The sequence below is a fragment of the Nonomuraea fuscirosea genome (assembly GCF_035917475.1).
In the GTDB taxonomy this organism is placed as follows: Bacteria; Actinomycetota; Actinomycetes; order Streptosporangiales; family Streptosporangiaceae; genus Nonomuraea; species Nonomuraea fuscirosea.
Genome location: NZ_CP109074.1, coordinates 5,292,498 through 5,310,192 on the forward strand (window position 1 = coordinate 5,292,498; position 17,695 = coordinate 5,310,192).

The window sequence follows — 17,695 nt, forward strand, 5'->3', positions numbered from 1 at the left end:
GCACCACGATCACCGCCCCGACCCCAACGGACAGTCACTTAAAGTGATTGAACGACTACGCTCCGGGTAGGCGTAGGGGTGACGAACCTTAGTCCCCCGCCCCCAGGGAGCCCCCATGACCGACCGTTGCGCCACCATGGCCGTCCACCACCGACTCCTCGCCTCCTCACCCCGCTACGCCATCGCCCTGGCCGCCATCGAGAACGACACCTTCGCCAGGAAGAACGCCCGCGCCGCCGGCCGTGAGGAGGTGGTCACCATTCCCGTGGTCGTGCACGTCGTCCACCACACGCCCGAGCAGGACATCGGCCAGGACCAGATCGACAGCCAGCTCAGGGTGCTCAACCAGGACTTCCGCCGGGCCAACCCCGACGCGGCCAAGGTGCCCGAGGTGTGGCGGGAGCTCGCCGCCGACGCCAGGCTCGAGTTCAAGCTGGCCGACACCGCCCCGGACGGCGGGCCGACCGACGGGATCGTGCGCCGCCGGACCGACGTGCCGGAGTTCGCTCCCGACGACACGGTCAAGTTCGACGACCAGGGCGGCTCCAGCGCCTGGCCCGCCGACCGCTACCTCAACATCTGGGTGTGCCAGCTCAGGGGCGCTCTCGGCTACGCCGCCTTCCCCGGTGGTCCCGCCGACGCCGACGGGGTCGTCATCCTGCACAGCGCGTTCGGCACCACGGGCACGGCGGAGTCGCCGTACGACGGGGGGCGCACCGCCACCCACGAGATCGGCCACTGGTTCAACCTGCGTCACATCTGGGGCGACGACGGCGACGGCTGCTCGGGCACCGACTTCGTCGACGACACCCCCAACCAGGCCGGCCTCAACCGCGGCGCGCCCACGTTCCCGCAGGTGAGCTGCGGCAACGGGCCCGACGGCGACATGTTCATGAACTACATGGACTACGTCGAGGACGCGGCCATGTTCATGTTCACGAAGGGCCAGGCGGAGCGGATGGACGCGGCGCTGGCCGGGCCGCGGTCGTCGTTCCTGCCCTCCCAGGCCAGGACCGGCGCCCGCGCCTGACCCAACCGCGGCTCGGACGCCCGCGCACCAGAGGACTGCCACCCCTCCGCCGTCCGCGCGAGATCGTGACGGCGCGCTGGGCGTGACCGGCGTTCACGGGGAAGGCGCCGTCTCGGCGCGACGGCGGAGGCGGTGGTTCTCCATCCACGCGGCTCCTCCCGCGCGGGACCGCCCGATGCGCGGCCTCCCGTGCGGGCCGCCTGACCGCGGACGGGGAACGGTTCACCGGCGTGTACGTGCTCTCCGACCCGGACGACGGAGGACGCACGGTCCCGGCCCTGCTCTGGACAGGCCCCTGAGACCCGGACGGCGGAGGACGCACGGTCCCGGCCTTCCTCTGAACGGGCCCCTGAGACCCCGGGGGCGACAGGGCGTCGTTCCGGTGACGCCGGGTGGGCCATGATGGGGCGGTGGATTTCGAGCCGTATCGCGCCGAGCTGGTGACCTACTGCTACCGGATGACGGGCTCGTTCCACGAGGCCGAGGACCTGGTGCAGGAGACGATGCTGCGCGCGTGGAAGGCCCGCGACCGCTACGACCCCGGCCGCGCCTCGCTGCGGACCTGGCTGTACCGGATCGCGACCAACGCCTGCCTGACCGCGCTGCGGGGCCGCGCGCGGCGGCCGCTGCCGTCCGGGCTGGGCGCGCCGGGCGACGACCCGCAGGTGCCGCTCACGCCCGCCTTCGACATCCCCTGGCTGCAGCCGTTCCCGGACGCCCGGGCCGAGGTGGCGGTGCGGGCCGACATGCGGCTCGCGCTGGTGGCGGCGATGCAGACGCTGCCGCCGCGGCAGCGGGCCGTGCTCGTGCTGCGCGAGGTGCTGGACTTCACCGCCGCCGAGGTGGCCGTCCAGCTGGGCACCTCGGTCCCGGCCGTCAACAGCGCCCTGCAGCGGGCCCGCGCCACGCTCGCCGAGGCGGGCGAGGCCACCGGCGCCGGGCAGGTCGGCGAGCCGGACGACCCGAAGGTACGCGAGGTGATCGAGCGCTACATGCGGGCGTTCGAGGCGGCCGACGTTCCCGCGCTCGTGCGGCTGCTCACCGATGACGCCGTGCTGGAGATGCCGCCGGTGCCGCTGTGGTTCCTGGGCCGCCGCGACTACGGCCTGTTCATGCGGCGCGTCTTCGACCTGCGCGGTACCGCCTGGAGCCTGCGCCGCCTGACCGCCAACGGCCAGCCCGCGCTGGCCGCCTACGCGCCCGGCCCCGGGGGCGGGCATCGCCTGCACACGCTCCAGGTCGTCACGGTCGCCGGTGACCGCGTCGCCCGCAACGTCGTCTTCGCCGATCCCGGCGTCTTCCAGGCGTTCGGCCTGCCCGGGGAAATTCCCTGAAGAATTCTCGACGGGCGGCGATGAGTCCGGCCGTCGCCGCCGGTACGTACGGGTGAGCATCCGACGAGAGGAACACCCGTGAGCGTCATCGTCATCCAGTTCGTCACCCTGGACGGAATCGTGTCCGACCCGGACGGCTCCGCCGGCACGCCCGCCGGCGGCTGGGCCTTCCGGCACGGCCCGGAAACGGTCGCCGGGGACAAGTTCCGGCTCGGCCGCGTCCTCGACGACGGGATCATGCTGCTGGGACGCGGCACCTGGCAGCTGTTCTCGCGGCTCTGGCCGGGACGTGACGACCCGTTCTCGGCGAGGATGAACGCCGTGCCGAAGCTGGTCGTCTCCCGCACGCTGACCGACACCTCGGCCTGGGCCAACTCGCGGCTCATCGACGGCGACCTGGCCGGCGCGGTCAAGAGCGAGCCCCGGGACGTGGTCGTCACCGGCAGCCCGGGCGTGGTCCACGCGCTGATGGCGGAGGACCTGATCGACGAGTACCGGCTGCTGACCTTCCCGACCGTCCTCGGCTCCGGCGACCGGCTCTTCCCCTCCGGCAGGCCGCCCGTCCACCTGAAGTGCCTGTCGGCCGAACCTGCCGGCGCCGCCGTCCTGTCCCGGTACGTACGGGAGCGCCGCTGACGGTCCCGCTCGCCGGGCAGCGGCCGGGGCTCGGCTCATGTCACCACGATCAGCGCCTGCGGGCGGCCGTCGGGGAAGGCCCAGACGTGCCTGCCCGCCGCGATCACCAGCGCGAGCGGCACGTCCAGCCCCAGCTCGATCACGCGCAGGGGCGCGCCGGCCGCCGGGGCGAGGGTGAACAGGTCGCGGGCGCCGCCGGTGAGGACGCCGTTGGCGCAGACGAGGAACGGCACCGGTCCCTCCGGCGCCGCCACGAGCCGGCCCGGCTCCCCCGACCAGGCGGACACGCGTAACAGCCCGCCGGTGACACTGATCCATAACGAGCCCGCGCACACGACCATCGCGCCGCGCCGGTCCCGTCCGAGCTCGACCTCCTTCGGGCCGCCCCGCAGGACCGTGTCCCGCCTGGACGTCCACCACAGCCGCTCCCCCTCGGCCGCGCACGCGTCGAGGGCGGGCAGCCGCACGGGCTCGCCGAGCCGGCCGGGGCCGGTCAGCCGCCTGGCCAGGTCGGCGCCGACGGCCCAGATCTCCCCCCCGCCCGCCACCACCCGGCCGTCGAAGGGCAGGTCGCCGTCCGGCGCGCCCGAGGGCCCGAGCCAGTGGAGGCGGTCGCGGGACGTACCGGCCAGCGTCCCCTCCGGCAGCGGCCCCGACAGTGAGGCCCCCGCGAACGACCTGGGCATGATCACGGTCTCCGCCAGCATCCCGGGAACGCCGGCGGGCCCGGTCACCGTCCCCGGCACGGCGGCCAGCGACCGCAGCTCAGGCCCGGGATCGCCCTCTCCGAGCGGAGAGCCGCCGGCGGTGTAGGCGCGCACACCGCCGGCCACCGCACACCAGACGGTCGTCCCGTCGGACGCGGCCGCGCGAACGGGACACGGCAGGTCGATCCGGGTGACCTCGACGCTCATGCGCCTGACATTAGACCCGCGGGAGCCGAGCCGGACAGACCTCGCGCCGCTCCTCGCACGACCCCTGACCCGCGCCTCACACGGACCTCGCTCGGTCCCTGGCACCAACCTCATCCGGACCGCGCCCGGGCTCTGGCGGCGATCTTCCGGTGGCGATCTTCCGGTGAGGGTGTCCAGGCACGGAGAAGGCCGTGGCGGGGTATCCGCATGACAAGGGACGGATCCGCTCATCGGCCCAGGTCACCTCGGCTGCGATCATTGTGACCATGCGTGTTGTGGTGATCGGAAGCGGCATCGTCGGGGCCGGCGCGGCCTACCACCTGAGCCGCCGGGGTACGGCGGTGACCGTGGTGGACGGCGGGTACCAGGGCGATGCGACGCGGGCGGGCGCGGGCATCGTGTGCCCGTGGGTGGACCATCCGGAGGACGACGACTGGTACCGGCTGACCAACGAGGGCGCCCGTCACTATCCCGGGCTGGTGGAGGAACTGGGCGAGGACATCGGCTACGCCAAGGTGGGCGCGCTGCTGGTGGCCGAGGATCCGGCCGACCTGGAGCAGGTACGCGCGCTGTTGCGCCGCCGTCGTCCCGGCGCGCCGGAGATGGGCGAGATCACCGATGTGTCCACCCCGTCGGAACTGTTCCCGCCGCTGTCGGACACCCTGAGCGCGATCCTGGTGCCCGGCGCGGCGCGCGTGGACGGCCGCGCGGTCCGCGACGCCCTGCTGCGCGCCGCCGTCTCGATGGGCGCCGAGGTCCGCACGGGCATCGCCGCCCTCACCCCGGACGGCCAGGTCCTCCTCCATAACCCCGACGACAGTGCGCAGCCGGGAGAGCAGGGTCTCGCGCCGGAGGGCACGGCGGGCTCCGGCGCGACCCCGGCCGTGACCGCCGGCGGCGCCGCGTACCCTCCGACGAGCCGGGAGCACGGCGGCGGGCAGGGGGCGTCGTGGCGGCAGGCCGCGCCGTCCGGGCCCGTCACGGGCGGGCCCGCCGGCGTCCAGCGGCCGTTGAGCGGCGAGGCGGTGCCGCTGGACGCCGACGCGGTGATCGTCGCCGCGGGCGCGTGGACCGGTGAGGTGTGCCGGCCCCTGGGCGTGGAGCTGCCGGTCTTCCCCAGGCGGGGTCAGATCCTGCACGCGACCCTGGAGGGCGTGGACACCGCGTGGTGGCCGATCATCCTGCCCAGGATGGGCCCGTACCTGCTGGGCTTCCCCGGCTCCCGGGTCGTGATCGGCGCGACCGTCGAGGACGTGGGTTTCGCCCCGCGGGTCACGATGGGCGGGCTGGACGAGGTGATCAGGGCGGGTCTGCGGGTGGCGCCCGGGCTGTTCAACGCGACGGTCACGGAGACGAGGGTCGGCCTGCGCCCGGTGTACGCGCCGGGCCCGGCGCTCATCGGCCCGCTGACCGGGCGCGTGGTGGTGGCGACGGGGCTGAGCGCGTACGGGCTGACGGCGGGCCCGTTCACCGGCCGGATCGCCGCGACGCTCGCGCTGGGTGACACCCCGCCGATCGACATCACGCCCTACGCCCCCAACACGCGCTAAATCCGACAACCAGGGACGACCGGCACCCCTGACCATCAAGGGCGACAAGCAGCGACGTAAGATCGGATACCTCCCCACCGCGACTTCGTGGGGAGGCTGCCGTGCCGCCGCTCGTACTTCCGCTGCTCCTGGTGCTGCTCGTGGCGGCCACCGCCTGCACCCCGGAACCGTCCGCCCCCGGACCGCCGGGCGCCGCATCGGGAACACCCGCGCCACCGCCCACCCCGCCGGCCGGTGTCACGCCGAAGCCGCTCGCGCCCGGCGTGCCCGAGCGGGTGCGGGTGCCGCACTCCGCGTCCGGCCGTTACGTGGTCGTGCGCGGTGGCGCGCCCGCGAGGCCGGGCCGGGGGGCGGTGGTGCGGTATCTCGTCGAGGTCGAGCGGGGGCTCCCTTTCGACCCGGCCGGCTTCGCCGCCGAGGTGCACCGCACGCTCAACGACGTACGCGGCTGGGCCAGGTTCGAGCGGGTCGACTCGGGCCCGGTACGCGTCCGCGTCGCCCTGTCCAGCCCGCGCATGACGATCCGGCAGTGCCTGCCGCTGCGCACGGGAGGCGAGCTGTCCTGCTGGAACGGCCGCCGCTCGGTCATCAACGCCCTGCGCTGGGCCGAGGGAGTGCCGCAGTACGACGGCGACCTGACCGCCTACCGCCGCTACCTGATCAGCCACGAAGTCGGCCACGGCCTGGGCCACCACCACCGCCACTGCCCGGGGCCCGGCCGCCTGGCCCCCGTCATGACGCAGCAGTCGAAGTCGCTGGGCCGCTGCCGCCCCAACCCGTGGCCCCACCCCCACCGCATCCCGGACGAGCGCTGACCATCTCGCGTCCCGGCCGAGCGCCGGCTACAGGCCGCGGCCGGTGCCGGCGCCCCTGAGCAGGGTGTCCACCACCCGGGTGGCCAGCGCGTCGGGGTCCTCGTCACGGTACGCGGCGGCCTCGTGGAGCAGCGCGTAGAAGACCCGCTTGGTCCAGTCGAGATCGGCGTCGGCCCGCAGCACGCCGGCGTCCCTGGCCCTGATCAGCAGCCGGTCGCAGCGCTCCGAGATGTCCGCGTGCACCCGGCCCGCCTCGGGGTCGGCGTCCATGACCCGCATCGTGAAACCCCAGTCGATCTTGACCCGGAGCACGTTGGCCGTGACCTGGTAGAGCGCGACGAGCGGCGGCGCGCTCTCGGGGGAGGCCGCGTCGACGGCCTCGGCGAAGTTCTGGGTGGCCCATCTCGCCATGGCCTCCACCAGCGCCTCCCTGGAGGCGAAGCGCCGGTGCACGGTCGTGCGCGCCACTCCGGCGGCCTCGGCGATCTGCTCCATGCTGGCCGCCGGGTTTCTGCTGAGCACGCGCTCGGCCGCCTCCAGGATCGTGCGCACCGTCCGCTCGGCGTCGGACCGCAGCGCCCGGGTCGTCCCACTCATGCCTCGAAGGATACTCCACGGTCACCCTTTCTCGCAGACTTGCATCATCCGTGTTGCAAGTCGTATGTTCGACGCATCGCAACTGACGCACATAGCGGAAGGACGTACCACCATGGACATGGGACTCAGTGGCAGGACCGCCGTCGTCACCGGCGCGAGCAGGGGCATCGGCCTGGCCGTCGTCAAGGCGCTGACCGGCGAGGGCGTGCGGGTCGTCGCCGCCGCCCGGACGATCACCCCCGAACTGAAGGAGACCGGCGCCGTGCCGATCACGGCCGACCTGTCCGCCGCCGCCGGCCCCGGCGCGGTGATCGACCGGGCGCTGTCCGAGCTGGGCGAGATCGACCTGCTGGTCAACAACGTGGGCGGCGGCGACGCGAGCGACGAGGCGTTCGGGTTCCTGAGCCTGAGCGACGAGCAGTGGCGGCAGTTCTACGACCTGAACTTCCTCAGCGCCGTACGCGCCACCCGCGCCGCCGTCCCGAGCCTGATCCGGCGGCGCGGCACCGTGATCAACATCTCCTCCACCAGCGCGCACGTGCCGAGCGGCGGGCCGGTCCACTACGCGACGGCCAAGGCGGCGCTGACCGCGCTGAGCAAGGCGCTGGCCGAGGAGTTCGGCCCGCAGGGGGTGCGGGTCACCACGGTCTCGCCGGGCGCCACCCGCACCTCGCTGTGGGAGGGCTCCGGCAGGTACGGCGCCGCGCTGGCCGCCGCCCACGGCGTGGACCTCGATTCGTTCCTGGCGGGGCTGCCGTCGGGCACCGGAATGACGACCGGTAGGTTCGTCGAGCCGGAAGAGGTCGCCTCGCTCGTGACATGGCTGGCGTCGCCGCATGCCGCGAGCGTCACGGGGGCCGACTTCCTCATCGACGGCGGTGCGGTGAAAACCGTCTGACCTATCGCGATATATCGTAGATAGGGAACACCGGGGAGTCCCGCCCGCTGAGCGGGACGAAGAAGCTTGCAGGGGAGAGTGGGCTATGGCAGGGATGCGGACGGCACGGCGGATCCTCGCGGGCGGCGCGGTCCTCGCCGCGGCCGGGTGGGCGCTGCGCGATCTGCCCGCCGAGCTGGGCGTGCGGCCGCTGGCGTCGGGACCGGAACGGGCGACGAGGATGCGGCACTCGCCGCAGTTCAGGGACGGCACGTTCGTGAACTCGATGCCCGAGGGCGCGGCCCTGATGACCGCGCCGCCCGTCGGGCTGCTCGGCGAGCTGGCCAAGGACAGGAGCCAGCGCCATCCGGCCGGGCCCGTCCCGCTGCGGATCCCGCCCGCCGACCCGCCGCCCGCCGACGGGGTGCGCGCCGTCTGGTACGGCCACGCCTCCACGCTGGTGGAGATCGAGGGCCGGCGGGTGCTGTTCGACCCGGTGTGGAGCAGGCGGCCCTCCCCTTCGCAGTTCGTCGGCCCCAAGCGGCACCACCCGGTTCCGGTGGAGTTGCAGGAGCTGCCCGAGGTGGACGCGATCGCGATCTCGCACGACCACTACGACCACCTCGACCGGACCACGGTGCTCAGGCTGACCCGCACGCAGAAGGCCCCGTTCCTGGTGCCGCTGGGCATCGGGGCGCACCTGGAGCGGTGGGGCGTGCCGGCGTTCCGGATCATCGAGCTGGACTGGAACGAGGAGACCGAGGTCGCGGGGCTGCGGTTCGTGGCCACGGCGGCCCGCCACTTCTCCGGCCGCTCCTTCACCCGCAACGACACGCTGTGGGGCTCGTGGGTGGTCATCGGCGCGGCCAGGCGGGTGTTCTACGCGGGCGACTCCGGCTACTTCGAGGGCTACCGGGGCATCGGCTCGGCGCACGGGCCGTTCGACCTGACGCTGATGCCGATCGGCGCGTACAGCCCGTCCTGGCCGGACATCCACATGGACCCGGAGCAGGCCGTCCAGGCCCACCTCGACCTGGGCGGCGGCGTGCTGCTGCCGGTGCACTGGGCCACGTTCACGCTGGCCCTGCATCCGTGGGGCGAGCCGGTGGACCGGCTGTGGCGCGAGGCCAAGGCCCGCGACGTGCGCATCGCCGTCCCGCGGCCGGGCGAGGCCGTCGACGTCTCGGCCGTCCCGGCGGTCGAGGGCTGGTGGGAGATGCTCAGCTGACGGCGGGCTCCGCCATGGCCTCGGGAACGTAAAGTCGGGGCGTGAGCAACCTGGAGCGTGACCCGCGGGAGATCCGCTGCGCCACCACCGGCACGGGCGAGGGCGCCGAGGTGCTGACCGGACGCGAGGTGCCGCTGGGCGGGCCGCGTGCGATGACCGTACGCAGGACCCTGCCCGGCGCCCACAGGCGGATGATCGGCGCGTGGTGCTTCGTGGACGCGTACGGGCCGCAGCGGGCCACCATGCGCGTGCCGCCGCACCCGCACACCGGCCTGCAGACGGTGAGCTGGCTGGTCGCCGGCGAGGTGCTGCACCGCGACAGCCTGGGCACGCTGCAGGAGATCCGCCCCGGGCAGCTCAACCTCATGACCGCGGGCCGCGGCATCTCCCACTCGGAGGAGTCGCCGGAGACCGTGCTGCACGGGGTGCAGCTCTGGGTGGCGCTGCCCGACGCGCACCGGCACACCGGGCCGGGCTTCGAGCACCATCCGGACCTGCCCGTGCTGTCGGGCCCCGGCTTCGCGGCGACGGTCGTCATGGGCTCGCTGGGCGGGGTGACCTCACCCGCGACCGCCTACAGCCCGCTGGTCGGGGCCGAGGTGGCCGTGGACGGCACGGGCGAGGTGCCGCTGGATCCGGCGTACGAGCACGGGCTGCTGCTGCTCGACGGCGAGGCGGCCCTGGTGGGGCCCGGGCCGTCGGAGTACGGGCCGCTGAAGTACGGGCCGCTGGTGTACCTGCCGCCGGGGCGGGCGGCGGTGCGGTTGTCGGGGCGCGGGCGGGTGCTGCTGATCGGCGGTGAGCCGTTCGGGGAGGAACTGGTCATGTGGTGGAACTTCGTCGGGCGCTCCCACGACGAGATCGCCGCGTTCCGCAAGGAGTGGGCGGAGGGCGAGGGGTTCGGCGCCGTCGAGGGCTTCGACGGCGCCCCGCTCCCCGCGCCCGTCCTGCCCGGCACCCGCCTCAAGCCGCGCGGCCGGGTGCGCTGACCGACGACGACACGGCGCGGTCCTTCATGCCGTGATCCTCCGGTTGCCGCCCGCGAGAAACCTCCGCCCAGGCGCTCGCGCTCCTCACCGGTGCCTCGGCCGACCTAGGCCGAGTCACCGCGACGCCCACGCCGCTGGCACCCATCGTCCGGCCGAGGGGATCCTCCATGTCTGTCCTGGTCGCCCTTGCCGCACAGGTGGTCTCGCCCGTCTGTACGACGCCGGCGGAATGCGCGGGCCAGGGTGTCGATACCTTCCTCGGTACCCCTGCGCGGATCTGGGCCGGCGTGGCCGCATCGGTGGCGCTCGGCGGCGTGATCATCGGCTGGCCGGCGCGGTCCTCGGCGGTCTGGCTCCGGCCCGCTCCCGCTGCACCGAGCCGAGCGAGCGGCTGACCGCAGCCGAGACAAGCCCGCGACCGCCCACACCGTGATCGCGGGTGATCGGTCGCGACGGGCGGTCAGTTTCTGAGCGCCGGATCCCGCCTCCGGCCGTGACGATCCGGTGTCCCCGGGAGGGGCCGGGGACACCGGAGGCTCAGGTCAGCCGCTGCGCCTTGCTCAGCAGCCGTTGCGCGACCACTACGAGCGCCAGGAACAGCCCGCTGACCACCTGCTGGAACGCCGACGTCAGGTTGCCGACCTGGTTGATCAGGCTCTGGATGACGCCGAGCAGCAGCACGCCCGCCACCGACCCGGTGATGCCGCCGGCGCCGCCGGTCAGCAGGGTGCCGCCGATGACGACGGCGGCGATGGCGTCCAGTTCGAGGCCGATGCCGAGGATCGTCACCCCGGAGGAGAGCCGGGCGGCGTTCAGCGCGCCCGCCAGGCCGGCCAGCAGGGCGGACATGACGTACACGTACACCTTCGTCCGGGCGACGGGGACGCCCATCAGGGCGGCGGCCTGCTCGTTGCCGCCGATGGCGTAGACGTTCTGGCCGAAGCCGGTGCGTTGCAGCAGCACCATCGCGGCCAGGGCGAGGACGGCGGTGATGTAGACGGGGTAGGACAGGCCGAGGATCTCGCCCTGGCCGAGTGCGGCGAAGGAGCGGTCCTTGACGAGGTACGTGGTCGCGCCCTCGTCCGAGATCGCCAGCATCAGGCCGCGCACGCCGAGCAGCCCGGCGAGGGTCACGATGAACGGGGCCATGCCGGTGCGCGCGATCACCAGTCCCTGCAGCAGGCCGACGACCCCGCAGGCCGCGAGCGGCAGCAGCAGCGCGACGAGCATGCCGTACTGCGACCCGTACGCCGCCAGCACCCCGCCGAGGACGAACAGCGACCCCACGGACAGGTCGATCCCGCCACTGACGATCACGAACGTCATGCCGATCGCGATGATCGCCAGGAACGAGGAGGAGACGACCACGCTGGCGGCGTTCGCCGGCGTGGCGAAGGAGTCGAAGGCCAGGCTGCCGACGATCACCAGCGTGCCCAGCACCATGACGGCGCCGTGCTGTTGCAGCGTCCGGCTGAGCTGCTCGCGGTTCATCGGGTCTCCCGCTTCCTGGTGGCGTAGACGGCGGCCAGGATGATGACCGCCTGGACCATCTGGGTCCACGACTGCGGCAGGTTGTGCTTGATCAGCGTGGCCGCGAGGAGCTGCATGAGCAGCGCGCCCATGACGGTGCTGAGCACCCTGATCCGGCCGCCGGTCAGCGGGGTGCCGCCGACGACGACGGCGGTGATCGCCGACAGTTCGATGAACATGCCGAGCGAGGTCGGGTCGCTGGCCTGCAGCCGGGCGGTGGCCAGTACGCCGGCCAGGGCGGCGAGCAGGCCGGAGATCACGTACACGAGCAGCAGCACCCGCTTGACCGGCAGGCCGGACAGCTCGCTGGCCGAGCGGTTGCCGCCGATGGCGACCACCTGCCGGCCGAAGGTGGTGCGCCGCACCACGAACAGCACGATCACGGTCAGCGCCGCCGCGATGAGCACGATCACCGGGATCCCGGCCACGGAGCTGCTGCCCAGGGCGATCAGGTCGGGGTTGCGGAACTCGACCAGCTGCGGCACCAGGACGTTGGCCAGGCCGCGGACGCCGACCAGCAGCGCCAGTGTGGCCACGATCGGCTGCACCCCGACGTAGGCGACCAGCGCTCCCCCCGCGGCCCCGACGACCGCACCGCCGATCACGGCCACGACCAGGGCGGGCAGCCAGCCGTACCCGAGGTAGAGCACGACGAGCGCGGCGGCCAGCGCCATCACCGAGCCGACCGACAGATCGATGCCCTGGGTGCCGATCACCAGCGCCATGCCGAGCGAGACGATGACGATCGGGGTCACCTGGACGAGCTGGGTGCGGAAGTTGGAGGCGTCGAGGAAGTGGGGGGTGAACAGCACGTTGAACAGCAGCAGCGCCAGCACGGCGGCGTACACGCCGTAGTCCTGCACCCAGGCGAACACCTGCGGCTTGAGCACGGCGACGCGGCCCCGCGGGCCGCCCCGGTCATGCGTCAGCTCGGCCATCGGACTGCTCCGCGATCGTCGCCATGATTCTCTCCTCGGTCACCTCGTCACCCGACAGCTCACCGACGACCGCGCCCTCGCGCAGCACGAGGATCCTGTCGGCCCCCTCGACCAGCTCCTCCAGGTCGGAGGAGATCAGCAGCACGCCCAGCCCTTCCCGCGCCAGCTCGTCGATCAGCGCCTGCACCTCGGCCTTGGCGCCGACGTCGATGCCGCGGGTGGGCTCGTCCAGCAGCAGCACCTTGGGCCGTACGGCGAGCCAGCGGGCCAGCAGCACCTTCTGCTGGTTGCCGCCGGACAGCTCGGAGACGAGCTGGTGCGGCGAGGCGGCCTTGATCCTCAGCCTCCGCATGAAGATCTCGACGATCCGGTCGATCTTCGCCTCGGACACCACGCCCGCCCGGCCCATGGAGGGCAGGGCGGCCAGGGCGATGTTCTCGCGGACGGACAGGGTGGGGATGATGCCCTCGGCCTTGCGGTCCTCGGGCAGCAGGCTGACGCCCGCCCTGATCGCGGCCGAGGTGGAGCCGGCCCGCAGCGGCGCCCCGGCCACGAGCACCTGCCCGCCGTCCAGCGGCAGCGCGCCGACGATGGCCTTGGCGGTCTCGGTACGGCCCGCGCCCAGCAGCCCGCCGAGCCCGACGACCTCGCCCGGTTTGACGCTGACGTCCACCCCGTCGAGCACGTGCCGCCGGGTCAGTCCCCTGGCCTCCACCACGGGAGCGCCGTTGCCCGATCCCCGCTCGTCTCCTTCGGCGTGCTCGCGGGAGAAGCTGGTCAGGCCCTCGGTGCGGACCTCGTTCTGGTCGCGGCCGAGCATCAGCGAGATGAGCCTGAGCCGTTCCAGCCCGGCCAGCGGCCCGGTGTGCGCGAGGCGCCCGTCGCGCAGCACGGTCACCTGGTCGCAGACGCGGTAGAGCTCGTCGAGGCGGTGGCTGACGTACATGACCGCGATGCCGCTGTCGCGCAGCCGCCTGATCACCCCGAACAGGGTCTCGACCTCGCGCGGCTCCAGCGAGGAGGTGGGCTCGTCCATGATGACGACCCGGGCGTCCACCGACACGGCGCGGGCGAGCGCGACCATCTGCTGCGCGCCGACGCCGAGCGTGCGCAGCGGGCGGCGCACGTCGGTGTCCACGCCGTAGCCGGACAGGACGCGTTCGGCCTCGCCGTACATGGCGGCCGCGTCGATCACCCCGAACCTGCCGCGCGGCTCGCGGCCGAGCAGCAGGTTGCGGGCCACCGACATCATGGGGACGAGGTTGACCTCCTGGTAAATGGTGGAGATCCCGGCGCGCTGCGCCTCCAGGGGGGTGCCGAAGGCGGCGGGCCCTCCCTGGTAGCGCAGCTCGCCCCCGTCCGGCTGGTACACGCCGGTGAAGACCTTGATCAGGGTGGACTTGCCCGCGCCGTTCTCGCCGACGAGCGCGTGCACCTCGCCCGGACGCAGGGCGAGGGACACGCCGTCGAGGGCGAGCACGCCGGGGAAGCGCTTGCTGACGCCTCTTGCCTCGAGAACCGCTTCCAACTCAGTACGCCTCACCGAGGGAGTCCTTGGCGTTGCCCGTGTCGTAGTCGCGGTCGGAGATGATCACCTTGTCGGGGATGGCCTCGCCGTTCAGGAACTTCTGCGCGGTCTCGAACGCGAGCGGGCCGAAGCGCGGGTTGGACTCGATGACCGCGTGCAGCCAGCCGTCGGCGATGCCCTGGACGGCGCTGCGGGTGCCGTCCACCGAGACGATCTTGATGTCGCCCGGCTCCTTGCCCGCGCCCTTCAGCGCGGTGACCGCGCCCAGCGCCATCTCGTCGTTCTCGGCGTAGATGCCGTTGATGTCGGGGTTGGACTGGATGAGCTGCTCGGTGACCTGCTGTCCCTTCTCGCGGGCGAACTCACCGGTCTGCTCGAACGAGATCGTGATCTCGGGGGCCTTCTCCTTGACCCGGTCCTTGAACCCGTTCGTCCGCTCGGTGGTGACGTTGTTGCCGGGAGCGCCGAGGAGGATGGCGACCTTGCCCTTGCCGCCCAGGGCGTCGATCATGCGGTCGGCGGCGCGCTTGCCCTGCTCGTAGAAGTCGGAGCCGATGAACGTCAGGTAGTCGCTGCACGCCTTGGCGTTGATCTTGCGGTCGACCGTGATGATGGGGATCTTCTTCGCGGCGGCCTGCTGCAGCACCGGCTCCCAGCCGTCGGAGTTGAGCGGCGCGATGACCAGCAGCTTGACGCCCTGGGCGATGAGCTGCTGCACGTCGGTGATCTGCTTGGAGAACTGCGACTGCGCGTTGGTGACCTTGAGGTCGGTGATGCCGAGCTTGGCGGCCTCGTCCTTGATCGACTTGGTCTCCGCGATGCGGAACGGGTTGGCCTCCTTCTCCGACTGGGAGAAGCCCACCGTGGCCGTCTTGAGGTCGAACTTCGTGCCGCCGAACTGCTCCAGCGTGCACGTCGGGCCGGCCGTGCCCGAAGGCGTCTGGACGACCTGCCGGCCGGCCGAGCCGGCGGCGGCGGGCGCGCTCTGCGGCTCTTCGGCCTTGGCGCAGCCGGCCGCGGTGAGGAGCACGGCCAGGGCCAGCGTGGCTGTCCGGAGATGGGGGGTCATCGCGGATCCTTTCCTATCAGGTGCGGCGCCCGGGCCGCAGCGGGCCCGGGCGCCGGTGGATCAGGTGCAGGTGGGGTTGATCGCGCCCGTCAGCGCCTTGTGGGCGTCGTGGACGCGCTTGACGTCGGGCTTGGTGATCGCCCTGTCGTACGTCATGAGGCCGTTGATCTCGGTCTCGACGTCGGTCGTCTGGGTGTAGATCGCGGCGCTGAGCTGCTCGCAGGCGTGCAGCCGCTTGAGTTCCCCGATCATGTTCACGTAGCGGTCGGTGAGAGCCTCGGGGTCGGGCTCGACCGCGTAGCCCCAGCCGCCGCCGGACCAGGTGTGGCCGACCACGGGCAGGGCCAGGCCGCCGTACTCGCCGATGACGTTCGCCCTGGTGCCTTCGGGTTTGCCGGGGTTGCCGGGGCCCGGGTAGATGTGGAAGTCCTTGACGTCGCCGTTGCCGCCGTCGACCGCGCCGCAGCAGTTGACGCCGCTCATGTTGTTCACCAGGCGACTCGGGTCCCAGCTCTTGACCAGGTCGGCGACGCGGGCCTGGTCGTACTGGCCCCAGCCCTCGTTGAACGGCACCCACATCACGATCGACGGGCTGCTGCGGTGCTGGTCCACCAGCTCGCGCAGCTCGGCCTCGAACTGCGGCCTGTCGGTGGTGCGGAAGGCGGCGGGCATGTCCTGCCAGACCAGCAGGCCGAGCTTGTCGGCGTAGTGGTACCAGCGGTCGGACTCCACCTTGACGTGCTTGCGCACGGCGTTGAAGCCGAGCGCCTTGGTCTGCTCGAGGTCGTAGCGCAGGGCCTCGTCGGTGGGTGGCGTGTAGATGCCGTCCGGCCAGAAGCCCTGGTCGAGCGGGCCGATCTGGAAGACCGGCTGCCCGTTGAGCAGCATGCGGTTGCCGGAGAGCGTGATGGAGCGCATCCCGAAGTACGACTCCACCCTGTCCTCCCCCCTGTCCGACTTGAGTTTGACCTCCAGGTCGTACAGGTGCGGGTCGTCCGGGGTCCACAGCTTGGGGTTGCGCACCGGCAGGCGCAGCTCCTTGCCGACCTGGCCGCGGACGGTGCCGACGACTCTGCGGCCGTCCCTGGCGGTCACCGTGGCGGTGCCCTTCGAGCCGTGGACGGTGACGTACAGGGACTGGCCGCGCAGGTCGGGGGTGGTGTCCACGCGGTCGATGCGGTCCTTGCCGACCGGCTCGATCCAGACGGTCTGCCAGATGCCGGACACGGCGGTGTACCAGATGCTGCCCGGGTTGAGCCGCTGCTTGCCGATGGCCTGGGCGCCCTCGTCGGTGGGGTCGTAGACGCCGACAACGAGCTCCTGCGGGCCCGAGCGCTTGAGCGCCGCGGTCACGTCCACACTGATCCGGTCGTAGCCGCCCTTGTGGGTGGCCACCTGCTTGCCGTTGACGTAGATCGCCGCGTCCCAGTCGACGGCGTCCAGGTGCAGCAGCAGCCGCTCACCCTTCCAGGAGCGAGGCACCTCGAACGTGCGGCGGTACCACATGCGCTCCTCGTGCCGGCCGATGCCGGACAGCTGCGACTCCACCGGGTACGGGACCACGATGCGCTCGGCCAGCCGCCGGCCGAACGGCGCGGCCTCGCCCTCCTTGGCCGGGGCGAACTCCCAGGTGCCGTTGAGGCTGCGCCAGCGGTCCCTGACGAGCTGCGGCCTGGGGTACTCGGGCAGCGGGTCGGCCGGGTTCACGTCGTCGGCCCACCGGGTCTTGAGCACGTAGGTGGAGACGTTGACCACGTGCGCGAAGGGGTAGGCGGCCAGCGGGGTGCCGTCGGCGTAGGTGATGCCGCCGTTGCCGTCGTAGGAGGTGCGGACGGTGCTGCCCGCCTTGGACGGGACCGGATATTTCAGCTTCAGCTCGACTACTTCAGGACTTTTCTGGATTGCGGAGGTTACCGGCCAGGAGGCCGCGCCGACCGTGAACCCCAGCTTCGCCGCCGCGTCGGCGGGCAGCGGGGCCAGGGGCTTGGCGTAGGTGAGCGTCGCGACGTCGCCGGCCGCGTTCAGCCTGGCGTCGTACGGGCCGTCCGGCTGGAAGTCGGCCGGCACGGTGAACGCCTCCGCCGGCACGATCGCCTTCGGCTGGCTCGGGCTCTGCCAGCGCAGGCGCAGGTTGGCGCCGCCGTAGTGCTCGAAGTACTCGACCTTGACGTCGTACTTCCTGCCCGCCTCCAGGGCGATCGGGGTGCCGGTCTGCTCCAGGTCCCAGTCGTCCACCCAGTGGTCGATGATCGGCTGACCGTCCACCCACAGGCGGAAGCCGTTGTCGCCGATGATGGAGAAGGTGTAGGTCTCGGAGTACTTCGGCGTGATCTGCCCCGTCCACCTGACGGTGACGTCATCCTCCCTGCCGGTCAGCAGCTGGAACGTGGGGTTGAGGTCGGCCATCTCGAGGTTCGGGTCGATGATGCTCGCCTTGAGCTCGGCGAAGTCGAACTGGCCCGCCGCCGAGGCGAGGTAGTAGTCGCCGCGCAGCCCGTTCCGCTCGGGAAGGGCCGCGGATCCGGCCGAGGCGGGGGCCGGCGTCTGCCATAACAAGCACATCAGCACGGACAGCAGCAATGCGAGGCGCTTACGCACGGGGAGTTCCTTTCGGAAGGCGCCGATCAGGTTCGGACAGCTTTTGACCCTGACACGCTCCA

Annotated in this window: 16 protein-coding genes; 9 read left to right on the forward strand and 7 right to left on the reverse strand. The window is 72.4% G+C overall.

Going from position 1 to position 17,695, the window contains the following annotated elements; all coding sequences use genetic code 11:
• The first annotated feature begins 115 nt into the window (after nucleotides 1-115).
• The 3 genes from OIE67_RS24285 (at nucleotide 116) to OIE67_RS24295 (ending at nucleotide 3,000) form a co-directional block, all read left to right on the forward strand.
• Nucleotides 116-1,030 (forward strand): zinc metalloprotease, encoded by a 915-nt coding sequence (locus OIE67_RS24285; protein WP_326644061.1) that lies wholly within the window; start codon nucleotides 116-118, stop codon nucleotides 1,028-1,030.
• Between the two features lie 410 nt (nucleotides 1,031-1,440).
• A complete protein-coding gene (locus OIE67_RS24290; RefSeq protein WP_326644063.1) occupies nucleotides 1,441-2,364 on the forward strand; it encodes a sigma-70 family RNA polymerase sigma factor in 924 nt (307 codons plus the stop codon).
• A gap of 78 nt (nucleotides 2,365-2,442) precedes the next feature.
• Nucleotides 2,443-3,000, forward strand: a complete 558-nt coding sequence (locus OIE67_RS24295) for a dihydrofolate reductase family protein (protein ID WP_326644065.1) — start codon at nucleotides 2,443-2,445, stop codon at nucleotides 2,998-3,000.
• A 35-nt stretch (nucleotides 3,001-3,035) separates the two neighbouring features.
• Here OIE67_RS24295 and OIE67_RS24300 read toward each other — a convergent pair whose 3' ends face one another.
• The gene (locus tag OIE67_RS24300; RefSeq protein WP_326644067.1) at nucleotides 3,036-3,914 is read right to left on the reverse strand and encodes a hypothetical protein; all 879 of its coding nucleotides are present in this window, start codon (nucleotides 3,912-3,914) and stop codon (nucleotides 3,036-3,038) included.
• Nucleotides 3,915-4,180: 266 nt separating this feature from the next.
• On the opposite strand from OIE67_RS24300, the gene OIE67_RS24305 reads away from it, so the two are divergent.
• Both OIE67_RS24305 and OIE67_RS24310 read left to right on the forward strand, forming a co-directional pair.
• On the forward strand, nucleotides 4,181-5,464 hold the full coding sequence (locus OIE67_RS24305) for an NAD(P)/FAD-dependent oxidoreductase (protein WP_326644070.1): 1,284 nt from the start codon (nucleotides 4,181-4,183) through the stop codon (nucleotides 5,462-5,464).
• Between the two features lie 101 nt (nucleotides 5,465-5,565).
• Entirely contained in the window at nucleotides 5,566-6,279 is a 714-nt protein-coding gene (locus OIE67_RS24310) for a DUF3152 domain-containing protein (protein WP_326644072.1), read from the forward strand.
• Nucleotides 6,280-6,306: 27 nt separating this feature from the next.
• On the opposite strand, the gene OIE67_RS24315 is transcribed toward OIE67_RS24310, so the two are convergent.
• On the reverse strand, nucleotides 6,307-6,876 hold the full coding sequence (locus OIE67_RS24315) for a TetR/AcrR family transcriptional regulator (RefSeq protein WP_326644074.1): 570 nt from the start codon (nucleotides 6,874-6,876) through the stop codon (nucleotides 6,307-6,309).
• A gap of 112 nt (nucleotides 6,877-6,988) precedes the next feature.
• On the opposite strand from OIE67_RS24315, the gene OIE67_RS24320 reads away from it, so the two are divergent.
• From OIE67_RS24320 to OIE67_RS24335, 4 genes are all read left to right on the forward strand, one after another.
• Entirely contained in the window at nucleotides 6,989-7,774 is a 786-nt protein-coding gene (locus OIE67_RS24320) for an oxidoreductase (RefSeq protein ID WP_326644076.1), read from the forward strand.
• An 85-nt stretch (nucleotides 7,775-7,859) separates the two neighbouring features.
• Nucleotides 7,860-8,981 (forward strand): MBL fold metallo-hydrolase, encoded by a 1,122-nt coding sequence (locus OIE67_RS24325; protein WP_326644078.1) that lies wholly within the window; start codon nucleotides 7,860-7,862, stop codon nucleotides 8,979-8,981.
• Between the two features lie 41 nt (nucleotides 8,982-9,022).
• Nucleotides 9,023-9,970: a pirin family protein gene (locus tag OIE67_RS24330; RefSeq protein ID WP_326644080.1), complete on the forward strand. Its 948-nt coding sequence runs from the start codon at nucleotides 9,023-9,025 to the stop codon at nucleotides 9,968-9,970.
• Nucleotides 9,971-10,137: 167 nt separating this feature from the next.
• Nucleotides 10,138-10,365: a hypothetical protein gene (locus OIE67_RS24335; RefSeq protein ID WP_326644083.1), complete on the forward strand. Its 228-nt coding sequence runs from the start codon at nucleotides 10,138-10,140 to the stop codon at nucleotides 10,363-10,365.
• Nucleotides 10,366-10,507: 142 nt separating this feature from the next.
• On the opposite strand, the gene OIE67_RS24340 is transcribed toward OIE67_RS24335, so the two are convergent.
• Genes OIE67_RS24340 through OIE67_RS24360 form a run of 5 tightly spaced genes read right to left on the reverse strand, consistent with a single transcriptional unit; the run spans nucleotide 10,508 to nucleotide 17,633 of the window.
• Complete coding sequence (locus tag OIE67_RS24340; protein ID WP_326644085.1) at nucleotides 10,508-11,461, reverse strand: ABC transporter permease; 954 nt, start codon at nucleotides 11,459-11,461, stop codon at nucleotides 10,508-10,510.
• Nucleotides 11,458-12,438 carry an ABC transporter permease gene (locus tag OIE67_RS24345; RefSeq protein WP_326644087.1) on the reverse strand — a complete coding sequence of 327 codons (981 nt, stop codon included), beginning with the start codon at nucleotides 12,436-12,438 and terminating at the stop codon, nucleotides 11,458-11,460. Before OIE67_RS24345 ends, OIE67_RS24340 begins: the two co-directional genes overlap by 4 nt.
• The gene (locus tag OIE67_RS24350) at nucleotides 12,419-13,966 is read right to left on the reverse strand and encodes a sugar ABC transporter ATP-binding protein (RefSeq protein WP_326644089.1); all 1,548 of its coding nucleotides are present in this window, start codon (nucleotides 13,964-13,966) and stop codon (nucleotides 12,419-12,421) included. The genes OIE67_RS24345 and OIE67_RS24350 overlap by 20 nt, the downstream gene beginning before the upstream one ends.
• Nucleotide 13,967: 1 nt before the next feature.
• A complete protein-coding gene (locus OIE67_RS24355) occupies nucleotides 13,968-15,035 on the reverse strand; it encodes an ABC transporter substrate-binding protein (RefSeq protein ID WP_326644091.1) in 1,068 nt (355 codons plus the stop codon).
• Nucleotides 15,036-15,095: 60 nt separating this feature from the next.
• Complete coding sequence (locus OIE67_RS24360; RefSeq protein WP_326644093.1) at nucleotides 15,096-17,633, reverse strand: PA14 domain-containing protein; 2,538 nt, start codon at nucleotides 17,631-17,633, stop codon at nucleotides 15,096-15,098.
• Between the last annotated feature and the right edge of the window lie 62 nt (nucleotides 17,634-17,695).